This window comes from Isoptericola sp. BMS4, assembly GCF_011634835.1.
Taxonomy (GTDB): Bacteria; Actinomycetota; Actinomycetes; order Actinomycetales; family Cellulomonadaceae; genus Isoptericola.
This window is the reverse complement of the sequence record NZ_SIRP01000001.1, coordinates 1,799,182-1,812,779: the sequence shown is the minus strand read 5'-3', so window position 1 is coordinate 1,812,779 and position 13,598 is coordinate 1,799,182. Positions and strand designations below refer to the sequence as shown.

Below are 13,598 nucleotides of genomic sequence, written 5' to 3'. Positions count from 1 at the left end.
CGGCGGGGAGAAACATTACCAGCAGCGGAGCGGTGCTCGGAAACCGTACGGCGCCGGCGGGCCTGTGACCTGCACGACAACGAGGCCGGGCGCCGCGGAGCCTCGACGGAGGCGGCACGGAGCACGCATCCGCTCAGAGGTACAGGCCGGTCGTGCCGGACTCCTGGTCGGTCTCGGCCACGCCGTGGACGTCGCGCTCGCGCAGCAGCACGTAGTCGGTGCCCGCGAGGTCCACCTCCGCGCGGTCCTCGGGGTCGTAGAGGACACGGTCGCCCACCGCGACCTGGCGCACATGCTCCCCCTTGGCCACGACGACGGCCCACGCGAGGCGCTTCGGCCCCGATGCCGTCGCGGGGATCACCAGCCCCGCCGTCGACTGCCGCTCGGCCGAGTCCACCTCGGGCTCGACGAGCAGCCGGTCGTGGAGCATGCGGATCGGCAGGGCCGGCCGCGACGCGCCGGTGCCGGACGAGGTGCCGGACGACCTGGGGCCGGTGGTGGGTGCTGCGGGTGTCACGGTGCCCACGCTAGTCGACGCAGCACATACGCTCGTCATGTCACCCCGGCCGTGGCCGAGCGCGTCGGCCCGCCGGCCCACCGCACCTGCGACAGACCAAGGAGACCCCGTGACCCGTCTCGCCGTCGGCGACACCGCCCCCGAGCTGCAGCTCGACGCCGTCCTGCCCGACCCCGCCGGAGGCACCACGACCGGCACGTTCTCGCTGTCGACGGAGCTCGCCGTCCCGGGGCGCAAGGGCGTGGTCGTGTACTTCTACCCCGCCGCGATGACGCCGGGCTGCACCACCGAGGCCTGCGACTTCCGCGACTCGCTGGCCGCGCTCCAGGGCGCCGGCTACGCCGTCGTCGGCGTCTCGCCCGACGGGGTCGACAAGCTCGCGCGGTTCGCCGAGCGGGACGCCCTGACGTTCCCGCTCGCGTCCGACCCGGACCACGCGGTGCTGGAGGCGTTCGGCGCCTGGGGCGAGAAGAAGAACTACGGCAAGACGTACGTCGGCGTGATCCGCTCGACCGTCGTCGTCGCCCCGGACGGCACCGTCGCCGTGGCGCAGTACAACGTCAAGGCGACCGGGCACGTCGCCCGTGTGCGCAAGGCGCTCGGCCTGGACTGAGGGCGCGGGCCAGACGGCGCTGGATCGACGGCGCGGTCCCGCCTCCGGCGCGCCACGACGGTGCCGGAGGCGGGACTCGAACCCGCACGCCCTGGGGCACGGCGACCTAAACACCGCGTGGCTGCCTGTTTCACCACTCCGGCCGGAGCGCGCGCCAGTCTAGCGCGCACCGCACCCCTCCCGCCCCTTGCCTGTCTCTTGACGTTCCCGTTGACGGAACCGGATGCGGTCAGTACCGTCCGTGGGAGCGCTTCCACAGCGCGGCCCGGCACCGCCGCCGGGCACCGAGCGCGGACGACGAGGTGCCGCGCGCGACGAGCACGAGGTGAGCCCGTGACCCCGCAGCCCAGCCGCAGACCCCGCACCACCCGATCCTCGCCGCCACGCCCCGCACCGCAGCGCCGGGCCGGCCGCCTCGCCGCCGCGGCGCTCGCGGCCACCCTGGCGACCGCCGGCCTCGTCGCCGTCGCCGCCCCGCCCGCCGCCGCGGACACCGTCCCGGTCGGCTCGGGCTCCTACACGACCGACTCCGTGGGCTCCACGCCGCAGGGCTGCGACGCCCTCGCCGCCGACCCGCGGGCGTTCCTCACCGCCGACGCCCCGGACGAGCCGCTGCCCACCAACGACTGGTGGACCTCCCTGGCCTACAAGAAGTTCGACTGCGCCTTCAGCGCACCCCTGCACGCCCACCCCGCGTCGTACCTGCCCGACGGTGAGGGCCTCGGCATGGGGTACACCACGACCGCGGCGATCAGCGGCGACGGCTCGGGCGTCTCGGAGTACCACTACCCCTACGGCGAGGACGTGCACGCCGGCGTCGTCGGGCTCACCGCGCCCGACGTCAAGGTCGCCGACTGGTCCGACTGGACCGTCACCGCGGCGTGGGACGACGGCACCCGGTCGCTCCGCGCGACCGTCGGCCACGGGCTGCCGCTCGCGTGGTTCGACGCGGCCGGCGGCGACGCCGAGCTGACCACGACGGCCCCCGCCCAGGTGTGGCTCGACGACGGCGCCCGGCTCGGCCTGCGGGTCGGCGACGCCGACTACCTCGCCGTCGCGCCCGCGGGCAGCACCTGGAGCGGCAGCGGCACCCGGTGGACCGCCCCGCTCGGCGCGGACGGCGGCTTCGCGCTCGCCGTCCTGCCCGACACCGACACGGCGGGCCGCGACGCCCTCGCGGCGGCCTACACCGACGCCGCGCGCGCCCCCGTCACCGACACCCGGGTCGACTACGTCTACGACGAGGCGGCGGGCGAGGTGCGCACCACCTACGCGTTCACCACCGAGCCGCGGCCCGGCGCCGCGGACGCCGGCACCGTGGCGGCACTGTATCCGCACCAGTCCGCCTACCTCTCCAGCGCCGACCCCGCCGGGCCGACGTACACCTCGGCCCGCGGCGACATGGCGGTGCTCGCCGGCGTCGACTCGTTCACGACCGCGACCCCGTTCCACGGCGTCCTGACCGAGCTGCCCGCCGTCGCCACGTCGTCGGGCACCGACGGAGCCATGCTCGAGACCTATCTCGACGAGGTGGCCGGCGACCCGCTCGGCCGGCAGGGCCCCGACACCTACTGGACGGGCAAGGCGCTCGGCCGGGCGACCCGGATCGTCGAGATCGCCGACCAGCTCGGCCGCACCGGCCAGCGCGACGCCGCTCTGGCCGCCGTCCGCGACGTCCTGACGGACTGGTTCACCGCCGAGCCCGGCGAGACCGAGGGGATCTTCGCCTACGACGACGGGTGGGACACCCTCATCGGCTACCCCGCCTCCTACGGCGCCGACACCGAGCTCAACGACCACCACTTCCACTACGGCTACTTCGTCGCGGCCGCCGCCACGCTGGCGCGCTTCGACCCCGGCTGGGCCGACGAGTACGGCGGCATGGTGGACCTGCTGATCCGGGACGCGAACGGCTACGACCGCACCGACACCCGCTTCCCGTACCTGCGCGACTTCGACGTCTACGCCGGCCACGACTGGGCCAGCGGGCACGGCGCCTTCGGGGCCGGGAACAACCAGGAGTCCAGCTCGGAGGGCATGAACTTCGCCGGCGCGCTGGTCCAGTGGGGCGAGGCCACCGGCGACACCGAGGTGCGCGACGCCGGGGCGTTCATCTACGCCACGCAGGCGGCCGCGATCCAGCGCTACTGGTTCGACGCGGAGGACTCCACGTTCCCCGACGGCTTCGCGCACCCGACGGTCGGCATGGTCTGGGGCGACGGCGGTGCGTACTCCACCTGGTTCAGCGCCGAGCCCGAGATGATCCAGGGCATCAACGCCCTGCCGGTCACGGGGTCCCACCTGTACCTGGGGCACTCCCCGGCCACGGTGCGCGAGATGTACGCGCACCTGGAGCAGGTCAACGGCGGGCCGCCCACCGTGTGGCAGGACGTCCTGTGGAGCCGGCTCGCGCTCGGCGACGCCGACGGAGCGCTGTCGCGGCTCCGCGCCGCGGGCGCCTACACGCCCGAGGAGGGCGAGTCCCGGGCACACACGTTCCACTGGGTCCGCAACCTCGCGGCGCTCGGCGAGGTGGACACGTCCGTGCGCGCGGACCATCCGCTCGCCGCGGTGTTCACCGACGACGGCGCCCGCACCTACGTCGCCTCCAACGTCACGTCGTCGGACCTGGACGTCACCTTCTCCGACGGCACCACGCTGACCGTCCCGGCCGGTCAGGTCGCCACGACGGGGGCGCACACGTGGAACGGCGGCAGCGCGCCGGGCGGCGGCCCCGGCGACGGCGGCGGAGACCCGGGCGACGGTGACGGCGGGGACCCGGGCACCTGCACCGATCCCGGTGACGCGGGCCCGGCGCTGCACGTGCGCGGCGACGGCACGCTGGCGGCCGACGCCGGCCCGGCGGGCACGGTGCGGCTGGCGAGCGCCGGAGGCGCCAACCACGACGGCACGCCGCACGAGCCGGCCGTGTTCACCGCGACCGGCGTCACGGCGTCGTACGACGGCGGCGCGACGGCGTTCGCCCTGCCGGTGGACGCCGGCACCACCGTGGGCCTGGGCGTGCAGGCCCGGGTGTCGTACGACCTCACCGGCGACGGGAGCTGGGACCGCACCGAGACGTACGCCTACTTCGCGACCGACCCCGTGCCGGGCGCGGAGACGTACGCCGCGGCCGGGCGGCTGGCCGACGCGAGCGGGTCGCTCGGCGACCTCGCCTGCGGCACCGTGCGGCTCGAGGTCTGGAGCGCGATCGGTGACGGCGAGCCCGTGCTGACCACCGGGCCGGACGCGACGCTCACGCTGCCGGCCACCGGCTGAGGGTCGGAACGCACGGAGGGCTCCCGGACCGGTGTCCGGGAGCCCTCCGCGCGCGTCCGTGGGGTCGTCAGCCCTGCGGCGCGCCGTCGTTCGCGGCGGCGATCTGCGCGCGGACCTCGTCCATGTCGAGGCCCTTGACGGCGTCGACGACCTGCTTCAGCGCGGGCGCGGGCAGGGCGCCGGCCTGGTTGAAGACCAGCACGCCCTCGCGGAACGCCATCAGGGTCGGGATGGCGGAGACCCCGGCGGCGGCCGCGATCTGCTGGTTCGCCTCGGTGTCGAGCTTGGCGTGCACGACGTCGGTGTTCTCCTCCGACGACGCCTCGAAGACCGGCGCGAACTGCTTGCACGGGCCGCACCAGTCGGCCCAGAAGTCCACGAGGACGATGTCGTTGTCGGTGACGGTCTTCTCGAACGTGTCGTCGGTGAGCTCGACGGTAGCCATGGGGTGTCCTTTCGCGTGGGTGTCCTGCTGGGCACAGCACCGCGTGCCGCTCGCGTATTCCCGGCAGCCTCCCGTGCGACCGCGGGCGCCGCCGCACGGCGGTGCGCCGTGGGCGGGGCGAAGGCTGGTAGAAACGACGATGTGACCGACACGGCCGACTTCCCGCCCGACGACGAGTACTTCTCCGAGCCGCCGCAGTCCTCGGGCTGGCTCAGCCCGGAGGACCTCGCCGCCGTGCGCGCCCAGCTCCCGCTGGTGTACGTGGACGCGGTGCCGGTGCGCGTCGACGACTCGGGCGACGTGGTCGCCGTCGGCCTGCTGCTGCGCGTGACCCCACTCGGCACGATGACGCGTGCCCTGGTCTCGGGGCGCGTGCTGTTCCACGAGCGGGTGCGCGACGCCCTGCTGCGCCACATCGAGAAGGACCTGGGCCCCGTGGCGCTGCCGCAGGTGCCGCCGTCCCCGCAGCCGTTCACCGTCGCGGAGTACTTCCCGACGCCCGGGATCACGCCGTACCACGACCCGCGCCAGCACGCGGTCTCGCTCGCGTACGTGGTGCCGGTCACGGGCGACTGCCGCCCGCAGCAGGACGCGCTGGACCTGGCGTGGCTCACCCCGGAGGAGGCCTGCAGCGACACCGTGCAGGCGGAGATGATCCACGGGCAGGGCACGCTGGTGAAGCAGGCGATGGCCTGGGTGGGCCGCCTGTCCTGACCCGCCCGGGGACGGCTCCGGGACAGGTGGCGGAACAGTTCAGGAGAGGTCCAGCACGTCCCAGTCGGCGAGGTCGGCGCGCATCCGGCGGTCGTGGGTCGCGACGACGACGGCCGCGGGCGTCACCTGCAGCGCCCGGGTGAGCTCGTCCACGAGGTCGACGGACAGGTGGTTCGTCGGCTCGTCCAGCAGCAGCAGGTGCGGCGCGTGCAGCAGCGCGCGGGCGAGCTCGAACCGGCGCCGCTGCCCCGCGGAGAGCTCGGCGAGCGGCCGCTCGAGATCGGCCTCGGTGAGCAGTCCCAGCGCGGCCACGGGAACCAGGTGGTCCGGGTCGAGCTCGCCCGCGGCCAGCAGCTCCAGGGCCTCCGCGGCGTAGGCGTCGAAGCCCGTGGGCGCCGCCCCGTCCGCCGCCCGGCCGGAGGGCCGCGGCTCGGCCTCCTGCGTGACGACGCCGAGGCGGGCGCCCGCGGTGACGGCACGCGCGCCGCGGTCCAGCGCGACCCGCCCGGCGAGCGCCGCGAGCAGCGTCGACTTGCCGGTGCCGTTCGCCCCGACGACGAGCAGCCGGCCCGACGGCGGCACCGCGAGGCGGGTGCCCGGCAGGTCCAGGCGCACCGTACCGTCGTCGGCCACCACCCGCGGCGAGCGCAGCTCGACGAGCGGGTCGGCGGGGTCCCAGCCCGGCGACATCGCCGGCAGGTCCGGGAACGCGAGCTCGAGCGGCGGCACGGGCACGTCCACGGCCTCCGCCTTCAGCTGCTCGACGAGCCGGTCCGCGGCCTTGACGTGGATGCGCGCCCGGGTGGCGCGCCGGTGCTTCTGCGAGCCCTTCGGCGGGCGCCACTCGTCGGACAGCCCCTCGTACGAGGCGTCGAGCCGCTCGGCGAGCCGCACCGCGCGCTTCTGCTCCGCCCGGTACCGCTGCCGCCACCGGTGCAGCGCCTGGTTCTTGGCGAACCGGTAGGCGAGGTAGCCGGGCTGCCCGTACAGCACGGGCCGGCCGTCCATCGACGGGTCGAGGTCGTAGATCGCGGTCGCGACGTCGTCGAGCAGCTCGCGGTCGTGGGTGACGAGCACGACGCCGCCCCGCCACGCGACGAGCTCGCCGGTGAGGAACTCGACGGCGTCGTCGTCGAGGTGGTTCGTCGGCTCGTCCAGGAGGAGCAGGTCGGCGCGCTCGGCCAGGCGGCAGGCGAGCCGCACCCGGTACCGCTGCCCCACGGACAGGGTGTCGAGCCGCCGGTGCGGGTCGCGGACGGCGCCCAGGCGGCTCAGCGCCACGTCGACGCGCCGGTCGGCGTCCCACACGGCGAGGTGCTCCGAGCGCGCGATCAGCGCGGACAGCTCGGCGAGGTCGCCCGCGTCGTGATCGAAGGCCGCCGCGGCGGCGTCGAGCTCGGCGGCCAGGGCGCGGAGCCCGGCGAGCGTGCCGCGGACCAGGTCGCCGACGGTCTGCCCGGGCGTGGTGACCAGCTCCTGCTCCACGAGCGCCACCGTCCCGGTCCGGTCCAGCCTCCCCGACGCGGGGGCCAGGTCGCCGGCGAGCAGGTGCAGCAGCGTCGACTTGCCCGTGCCGTTCTCCCCCACCACGCCGAGGCGGACGCCGTCGGACACCCGCAGGTCGACCCCGAACAGCACGGGCCGCCCGGGGTAGGCGAAGGCGAGGTCGGACGCGACGAGGTGCACCGGGAGACCCTATCGGCGAGTTGTCAGGGTGAGCACGAGGTATAGGTCGCGCAGGGTCTGACAACTCGCCACGAACGCGAGCTGTCAGGGTGAGCGCGGGGAATGCTCCGCGCTCACCCTGACAGCTCGGGGCGGTCAGTCGGCGCTGCGGACCGGGACGGTGCGCCGGGCCGGGTACCGGATCTCCTCGACCATCTCCTGCACGTGCTCCGACGGCGGCCGCGTCAGCGTCGAGACGACGACCGTGACGACCAGGTTCAGCAGCGCCCCGACGGCGCCGATCCCCTCCGGGCTGATGCCCAGGACGTGCTCGTGCGCCTGCGTGCCGAACACCTCGAGCGTGTAGATCATGTAGCTCGCGGTGAACACGAGGCCGGCGAGCATGCCGCTGACCGCGCCCGCCGCGTTGGTGCGCTTCCAGAAGATGCCGAGGATCAGCACCGGGAAGAACGTCGAGGCCGCCAGGCCGAACGCGAACGCCACCACCTGGCCCACGAACGCGGGCGGGTTGATGCCGAAGTAGATGGCGACGAGCACGGCCACCCCCATCGCGACCCGGCTGACGAACAGCCGGCGACGCTCCGAGGCGTGGTGGTCCACGTACCGGAAGTACAGGTCGTGCGACGCCGACGACGAGATCACCAGCAGCAGGCCGGCCGCCGTCGACATGGCCGCCGCGAGGCCGCCCGCCGCGACCAGCCCCACGATCGGGGCCGGCAGGCCGGCGATCTCCGGGCTGGCGAGCACCAGGATGTCGTTGTTCAGGAGCATGTCGGCACCGCCGGCGGCGAACGTGTCAGCGTTGTTCGTGATCGTCCCGACCGTGTCGGTCCCGTCGGCGAGCGAGACGAGCCCCGTCGCCTGCCAGTTCGCGACCCAGCTCGGCAGCGCGTCGACGGACACCCCCTGCACGCCCTGCAGCATGTTCAGCTTGGTGAACGCGCCGACCGCGGGAGCGGTCGTGTACAGCAGGGCGATGAACACCAGCGCCCACAGGGCCGAGAACCTGGCCCCGCGCACCGTCTTCGTCGTGTAGAAGCGGATGATGACGTGCGGCAGGCCGGCGGTGCCGATCATGAGCGACATCGTCACGAGGAACACGTCCAGCTGGGGCCGCGCGGTGAACGCCTGCGTGTAGGTGTCCATGCCGAACTCGCGGCCGATGGCGTCCAGCTCGGCGAGGATCTGCCCGAACGACACCTGCGGCACCGCGATGCCCGTCATGGTCTGCGCCACCGCCCACGCGGGGATGAGGTAGGCGACGATCATCACCGTGTACTGCGCCACCTGGGTCCAGGTGATGCCCTTCATGCCGCCGAACACGGCGTAGGCGAAGATGACCACCGCCGCGATGACGACGCCCCAGTGCTGCGGCACCTGCAGGAAGCGGGAGAACACGATGCCGCCGCCGGACATCTGCCCGACCACGTAGGTGAACGACACGACGATCGCCACGACCGCGGCCACCGAGCGCACGCTCTCCGAGAACCGGTCGCCCACGAACTCCGGCACGGTGAACTTGCCCCACTTGCGCAGGTACGGGGCGAGGAGCAGTGCGAGCAGCACGAACCCGCCCGTCCACCCCATGAGGTACACCGAGCCGTCGGACCCGAGGAAGGCGATGAGGCCCGCCATCGAGATGAACGACGCCGCGGACATCCAGTCGGCGGCGACGGCGGCGCCGTTCGCGAACGCCGGGACGTTCTGCTCGGCGACGAAGAAGCCCTTCGTCTCGCGGACGCGGCTGCGCCACGCGATGTAGATGTAGACGCTGAAGGTCAGGGCGACGAAGACGAGCGCCCAGGTCTGGATGTCGCTCATGACCGGCTCCCGTCGTCGTTGCGCTCGCTGACCCCGTACTCGTCGTCGAGGCGGTCCATGCGCAGGGCGTAGACACCGATCAGGAGGATGAAGACGTAGATCGACCCCTGCTGGGCGAACCAGAAGCCCAGCGGGAAGCCGGCGACCTCGATCTGGTTGAGCTCCTCGACGAACAGGATCCCGCAGCCGAACGAGACCACGAACCAGACCGCCAGCAGGACGACCATGAGCCGCAGGTTCTTCGTCCAGTACTCCTTGCGCCACCCGTTGTCCGGACCGCCGGCTCCGGGCGGTGGTGCCCCGCCGGTGCCGCCGTCCTGACCGGTGTCGGCCGTGTCAGCCATGCCGGACGCTCCCTTCGTCGCGTTCCGTCCCGGGCACCCTTGCCCGGGACGCGTCCAGTTCCCCGTCACCGGGAGCCAACTGCACCCGGCCGCGGGTGCACAAGGAGTTCTCGCCCGACGGCGGGTGCGGTGCCGTGAGCGGTCGTCCCGCGCCCGTGACCGGCCACGACGGTGGTGCGGACCGTTCGCGGGCCCGGACCGACCGTTCACGGGTGCGGCCGCGCCGTTCACCGACCCGCGGGGCTGCCGGGGCCGCCCGGGCGCTGACACCGCGGCCGCGCGGTCCTAGGGTCGGCCCATGGCCTCGACGACGAGCGCGACCGCACCGACCGTCCGCAGGCGGGTCCTGCACCCCGGCAGCGTCGGGATGCTCGTCGGCGGCCTCGTGACCGTCGTCGGGTCGCTCCTGCCGTGGGTGAGCACGCCGATGGGCACCCTCCTCGGCACGGCCGGCCCCGGGCTGTGGACCCTCAGCGCCGGGTTCCTCGCGATCGCCGGCGCGCTCATCCCGTCCCGGTGGTCCGCGATCGCGCACTGCGCCCTCGCCGGTCTCGTCGTCGGCGGCATCGCCGGGGCGCAGCTGGCGCGGATCCTCACCCTCAGCGCGGGCACGGGAGCCTGGGGGCAGCTGCTGCCCGGCATCGGGCTCGTCATGGTCGCGGGCGGCGCCGTGCTGCTGCTGCGCACCGGCGTCCGCCTCCTGCGCACTCCCCCGGTCGCCGCGTAGCGGCCGACGTCGTGGCATCCAGCGGGGTCTGGCGCCCGCCGGACGGCCTTCCGTAGGGTGCTCCGCATGGACGACGACGTCGACGCCCGCGACGCGCCCGCGGAGGTGGACGCCACCTTCCGCACGCTGCGCCGCGTCGCCGTCGGCTACTTCGTCCTCTTCCTCCTCGCCGTCGTCGGCTTCCCCGCCCTGTCGCTGACCCTGGGCTGGTGGTCCGACGCCCGGCTGGCGGGCGGGATGAGCCCGGGCTTCGCGATGGCGGCGTTCGGGCTGTACGTGTTCTTCGCCGTGGTGGGCGTCGCCGCGGCCCGGCTGTCCGGCGCCGTCGAGGCGCGGATGCTCGGCGACGACGCGCGCGACGCGCAGGTCGCGTCCACCGACGCCCCCGAGGGCGAGCGGTGAGCACACCGAGCGTCGCCGCGCTCGTCCTCGCGCTCGCGGTGGTCGCCGTGGTCGCGGTCGCGACGCGACCGCGCGGCGCGTCCACGCTCGACTTCTACCTGGCCGGGCAGCGCGTCGGCGTCGCGACGAACGCGTGGGCCATCTGCGGCGACTACCTCTCGGCGGCGTCGTTCCTCGGCGTGGCGGCCGCGGTCTACGTGTCCGGGCTCGACGGCGCCTGGTACGCCGTCGGGTTCGCGGCCGGCTTCGTGCCGGTGCTGCTGTTCGTCGCCGCTCCCCTGCGCCGGTTCGGGGAGTTCTCGATCCCCGACTTCCTGGGCCGCCGGCTCGCCTCCGAGCCGGTCCGGCTCGTGGCGGTCGGCGTGGTGCAGCTCGTCATCCTCGCCTACCTGGTGCCGCAGGCCGTCGGCAGCGGCATCACGTGGCAGCTCCTCGTGGGCCAGGGGGTCGCCGGCCTGTCCCCGTACGCCACCGGCGTGCTGGTCTCGACGGCGGTCGTCGCCGGGCTGGTCATGTTCGGCGGGATGCGGGGCACCACGTGGACGCAGGCGGTGCAGTTCGGCCTCCTCCTGGTCGCGCTGCTGTGGCTGGCCGCGACCGTCCTCGGCGAGGGGTTCCGGTACGGCGACGCGGTGCGCGAGCTGTCCGCCGAACCGCTGACGACCGTCGTCACGGGGCCCGGCGGCACCGAGCTCACCACCGAGCAGAACCAGATCCACCCCGACGGGTCCGCGACGTTCGGCGAGCCGGGCGCGCGGTACGGGGGCCTGGGGCAGTTCGCCCTGATCGTCACCCTGGCCCTCGGCACGGCGGGGCTGCCGCACGTGATGAACCGGTACTTCACGAGCCCGACCGGCGCCGCCGCCCGCACCACCACCGTGTGGGTGCTGTGCCTCGCGGGCGCCTTCTACGCCCTGGCGGTCATGCTCGGGACGGCGGCGCGGGCGCTCGTCCCCGGCGCCGTGGCGGACCACCCCTGGCTGGCCGACCTCACCGTCGACGGGGTCCTCGTGGTGCCCGAGCACGCCCTGCCGGTGCTCGGGCGCGTCTACGGCGGGGAGGCCGGGCTGGGGCTCGTCGCGGCGGGCGCCCTCGTCGCGGTCATGTCGACGATCGCGGGCCTGCTGCTGGCCGCGGCCGCGTCCTGGGGCCACGACGTCTACGAGCGGCACGTGAACCCGCGCGCCACCCAGCGCCAGGCCGTGCGGGCGGGGCGCGTCACCACGCTGGTCGTCGCCGGGGTCGCGGCGGGCCTGGCGCTCGCGCTGCGGCCCGAGGCGTTCACCTCGGTGACGCCGTCCGTCGTGGCCACGATGGTCACCTGGGCGTTCGCCGTGGCCGGGTCCGCCCTGACCCCGGTCTTCGTGCTGAGCATCTGGTGGCGGGGCACGACGGCGCCCGGCGCGGTCGCGGGGATGGTCACCGGGGTGGTGCTCGCGGTGGCCGTCTTCGTCGCCGGGTCGCTGGCCGCCGGCGGGCTGCTGCGCGAGGTGCTCGTCACCCCCACCCTGCTCGCGGCGCCGGCGGCGGCCGCCGTCACCGTCGCCGTCTCGGCCCGCACCCGGCCGCCGGCCGGCGTCGACGCGGCGTGGCTGCGGATGCACGGCACCGCCGCGGACCGGCAGGCCGAGCGACTCGCCCGCCTGACCGTGCAGCAGGGCGCCGTCGAGCCCGCCGGACGCGGGGCGTCCGTCCGTCCGGCCGCCGCGAGCCACCGCCGGGGGCGTCGTGCGCGGCGGTAGCGGGATCCTGGCCGGGGTGCTCGCCGCCGGCTGGGCGGCGGTGTGGCTGGTCACGCAGGTGCTCGTCGACCCTCCGCTCGCCGTGCTGCCCACCGTCGTCGTGGGCGTCGTGTGCTCCACCGCCGTCGTGCTCGGCTACCCGTCGGCGCTGCGCGGCCCGCGGGTCGCCCGCGCACCCCGCCGGCCCGCCGGGGTGCCGGGCGTCCGGCGCCCGGGGCTCGCGGCGACCGGCCGGTCGATGCCGCTGCGGCGTGGCCTCACGCCGGACGCGGCGAGGCGCACGGCGCAGCTGCTGCGCCCCGCGCTCGGCGGCGACGCGATCGCGATCACCGACACCGAGCAGGTGCTCGCCTTCGTCGGGCCGGGCGCGGACCACCACGAGGTGGGCGGCTCGCTGCAGACGAGGGTGGCGCGCGCGGCGATCGAGCGGCGGCGCACCGTCGTCGTGCACCGGCGCGCGGACGTCGGCTGCCCGGTGCCGGAGTGCCCCCTGCAGAACGCGGTCGTCGTCCCGCTCGCGATCGGCAGCCGCGTGGTCGGGACGCTCAAGGTCTACCGCACGGGCGACGAGCCGGCGTCGCGCGCGACGGTCGAGGACATGGCGGCAGTGCTCTCGCTGCACCTCGAGCTCGCGGAGATGGACCGCGAGCGCCACCTGGCCGCGGACGCCCGCCTGGACGCCCTGCGCGCCCAGATCAACCCGCACTTCCTGTTCAACATCCTCAACACGATCGCGTCCAAGGCGCGCACGGACCCCGAGGAGGCGCGCAGCCTGCTGCTGCGGCTGTCGGACTTCTTCCGGTACGCGGTGCGGCAGGACGGGCACTTCGCGGAGTTCGCGCAGGAGTACTTCTTCGTGCGCACCTACCTGACGCTGGAGCAGGCGCGCTACGGCGACCGCCTCCAGGTGCGCTACGACATCGACCCGCAGGTGCTCACGACGCGCGTGCCGGTGCTGACGATCCAGCCGCTGGTGGAGAACGCGGTCAAGCACGGCGTCGCGGACAAGGTCGCCGGCGGCACGATCCGGCTGCGAGCGCGGGTCGACCCGCTCACCCGGACGACGTCGATCCGGGTCAGCGACGACGGCGTCGGCATGGCGCCGGAGGTGCTCGAGCGGATCACGTCGGGCCGCCGCCCGGGCACGGCGCCGGAGGCCGACGGCGGCGCGCACCGGCACGGCGGCGTCGGGCTGTGGAACATCTCCCAGCGGCTGGAGTCGCTGTTCGGCGAGCGGTACTCGCTGGACGTCGAGTCCGAGGCGGGGTCGGGCACGGTGGTGGACCTGCGGATCCCGCTAAGGTGACG

Annotated in this window: 12 protein-coding genes and 1 tRNA gene; 7 read left to right on the top strand and 6 right to left on the bottom strand. The window is 74.7% G+C overall.

Translation table 11 applies throughout. The annotated features are described in order from the left end of the window. Nucleotides 1-133: 133 nt before the first annotated feature. Nucleotides 134-430: a co-chaperone GroES gene (locus EYB28_RS08055; RefSeq protein ID WP_205711007.1), complete on the bottom strand. Its 297-nt coding sequence runs from the start codon at nt 428-430 to the stop codon at nt 134-136. Between the two features lie 196 nt (nt 431-626). Between EYB28_RS08055 and EYB28_RS08050 the strand changes: the two genes are divergently transcribed. Continuing rightward, complete coding sequence (locus EYB28_RS08050) at nt 627-1,130, top strand: peroxiredoxin (RefSeq protein ID WP_205710869.1); 504 nt, start codon at nt 627-629, stop codon at nt 1,128-1,130. A 61-nt stretch (nt 1,131-1,191) separates the two neighbouring features. Here the strand turns inward: EYB28_RS08050 and EYB28_RS08045 are convergent. Continuing rightward, a tRNA-Leu gene (locus EYB28_RS08045) sits at nt 1,192-1,273 on the bottom strand. A 190-nt stretch (nt 1,274-1,463) separates the two neighbouring features. Here EYB28_RS08045 and EYB28_RS08040 point away from each other — a divergent pair. After that, nucleotides 1,464-4,409, top strand: a complete 2,946-nt coding sequence (locus tag EYB28_RS08040) for a glycosyl hydrolase (protein WP_166846439.1) — start codon at nt 1,464-1,466, stop codon at nt 4,407-4,409. A gap of 67 nt (nt 4,410-4,476) precedes the next feature. Here EYB28_RS08040 and trxA read toward each other — a convergent pair whose 3' ends face one another. Continuing rightward, on the bottom strand, nt 4,477-4,854 hold the full coding sequence (trxA, locus tag EYB28_RS08035) for a thioredoxin (protein WP_166846436.1): 378 nt from the start codon (nt 4,852-4,854) through the stop codon (nt 4,477-4,479). 141 nt (nt 4,855-4,995) lie between these two features. Here trxA and EYB28_RS08030 point away from each other — a divergent pair, with 141 nt between their 5' ends. Continuing rightward, a complete protein-coding gene (locus EYB28_RS08030) occupies nt 4,996-5,568 on the top strand; it encodes an NUDIX hydrolase family protein (protein WP_166846433.1) in 573 nt (190 codons plus the stop codon). A gap of 39 nt (nt 5,569-5,607) precedes the next feature. Here EYB28_RS08030 and EYB28_RS08025 read toward each other — a convergent pair whose 3' ends face one another. The 3 genes from EYB28_RS08025 to EYB28_RS08015 all read right to left on the bottom strand — a co-directional run bounded on the left by EYB28_RS08025 (nt 5,608) and on the right by EYB28_RS08015 (nt 9,419). Continuing rightward, the gene (locus tag EYB28_RS08025) at nt 5,608-7,254 is read right to left on the bottom strand and encodes an ATP-binding cassette domain-containing protein (RefSeq protein WP_166846430.1); all 1,647 of its coding nucleotides are present in this window, start codon (nt 7,252-7,254) and stop codon (nt 5,608-5,610) included. A 135-nt stretch (nt 7,255-7,389) separates the two neighbouring features. Then, the gene (locus EYB28_RS08020; RefSeq protein WP_166846427.1) at nt 7,390-9,075 is read right to left on the bottom strand and encodes a sodium:solute symporter family protein; all 1,686 of its coding nucleotides are present in this window, start codon (nt 9,073-9,075) and stop codon (nt 7,390-7,392) included. Continuing rightward, nucleotides 9,072-9,419, bottom strand: a complete 348-nt coding sequence (locus tag EYB28_RS08015) for a DUF4212 domain-containing protein (RefSeq protein WP_166846425.1) — start codon at nt 9,417-9,419, stop codon at nt 9,072-9,074. Before EYB28_RS08015 ends, EYB28_RS08020 begins: the two co-directional genes overlap by 4 nt. A 298-nt stretch (nt 9,420-9,717) precedes the next feature. Between EYB28_RS08015 and EYB28_RS08010 the strand changes: the two genes are divergently transcribed. From EYB28_RS08010 to EYB28_RS07995, 4 genes are all read left to right on the top strand, one after another. Further along, nucleotides 9,718-10,146, top strand: coding sequence for a hypothetical protein (locus tag EYB28_RS08010; RefSeq protein ID WP_166846423.1), 429 nt, complete (start codon nt 9,718-9,720; stop codon nt 10,144-10,146). A 66-nt stretch (nt 10,147-10,212) separates the two neighbouring features. Continuing rightward, nucleotides 10,213-10,548 (top strand): hypothetical protein, encoded by a 336-nt coding sequence (locus tag EYB28_RS08005; RefSeq protein WP_166846421.1) that lies wholly within the window; start codon nt 10,213-10,215, stop codon nt 10,546-10,548. Further along, nucleotides 10,545-12,290 (top strand): cation acetate symporter, encoded by a 1,746-nt coding sequence (locus tag EYB28_RS08000; RefSeq protein ID WP_166846419.1) that lies wholly within the window; start codon nt 10,545-10,547, stop codon nt 12,288-12,290. The genes EYB28_RS08005 and EYB28_RS08000 overlap by 4 nt, the downstream gene beginning before the upstream one ends. Further along, entirely contained in the window at nt 12,277-13,596 is a 1,320-nt protein-coding gene (locus EYB28_RS07995; protein ID WP_166846417.1) for a histidine kinase, read from the top strand. Before EYB28_RS08000 ends, EYB28_RS07995 begins: the two co-directional genes overlap by 14 nt. Nucleotides 13,597-13,598: the final 2 nt, after the last annotated feature.

Coding starts and splice junctions, on each gene's coding strand:
- EYB28_RS08055 (WP_205711007.1), bottom strand. CDS start 430: ATGCTCCACGACCGGCTGCTCGTCGAGCCCGAGGTGGACTCGGCCGAG.
- trxA (WP_166846436.1), bottom strand. CDS start 4,854: ATGGCTACCGTCGAGCTCACCGACGACACGTTCGAGAAGACCGTCACC.
- EYB28_RS08020 (WP_166846427.1), bottom strand. CDS start 9,075: ATGAGCGACATCCAGACCTGGGCGCTCGTCTTCGTCGCCCTGACCTTC.
- EYB28_RS08015 (WP_166846425.1), bottom strand. CDS start 9,419: ATGGCTGACACGGCCGACACCGGTCAGGACGGCGGCACCGGCGGGGCA.
- EYB28_RS08010 (WP_166846423.1), top strand. CDS start 9,718: ATGGCCTCGACGACGAGCGCGACCGCACCGACCGTCCGCAGGCGGGTC.
- EYB28_RS08005 (WP_166846421.1), top strand. CDS start 10,213: ATGGACGACGACGTCGACGCCCGCGACGCGCCCGCGGAGGTGGACGCC.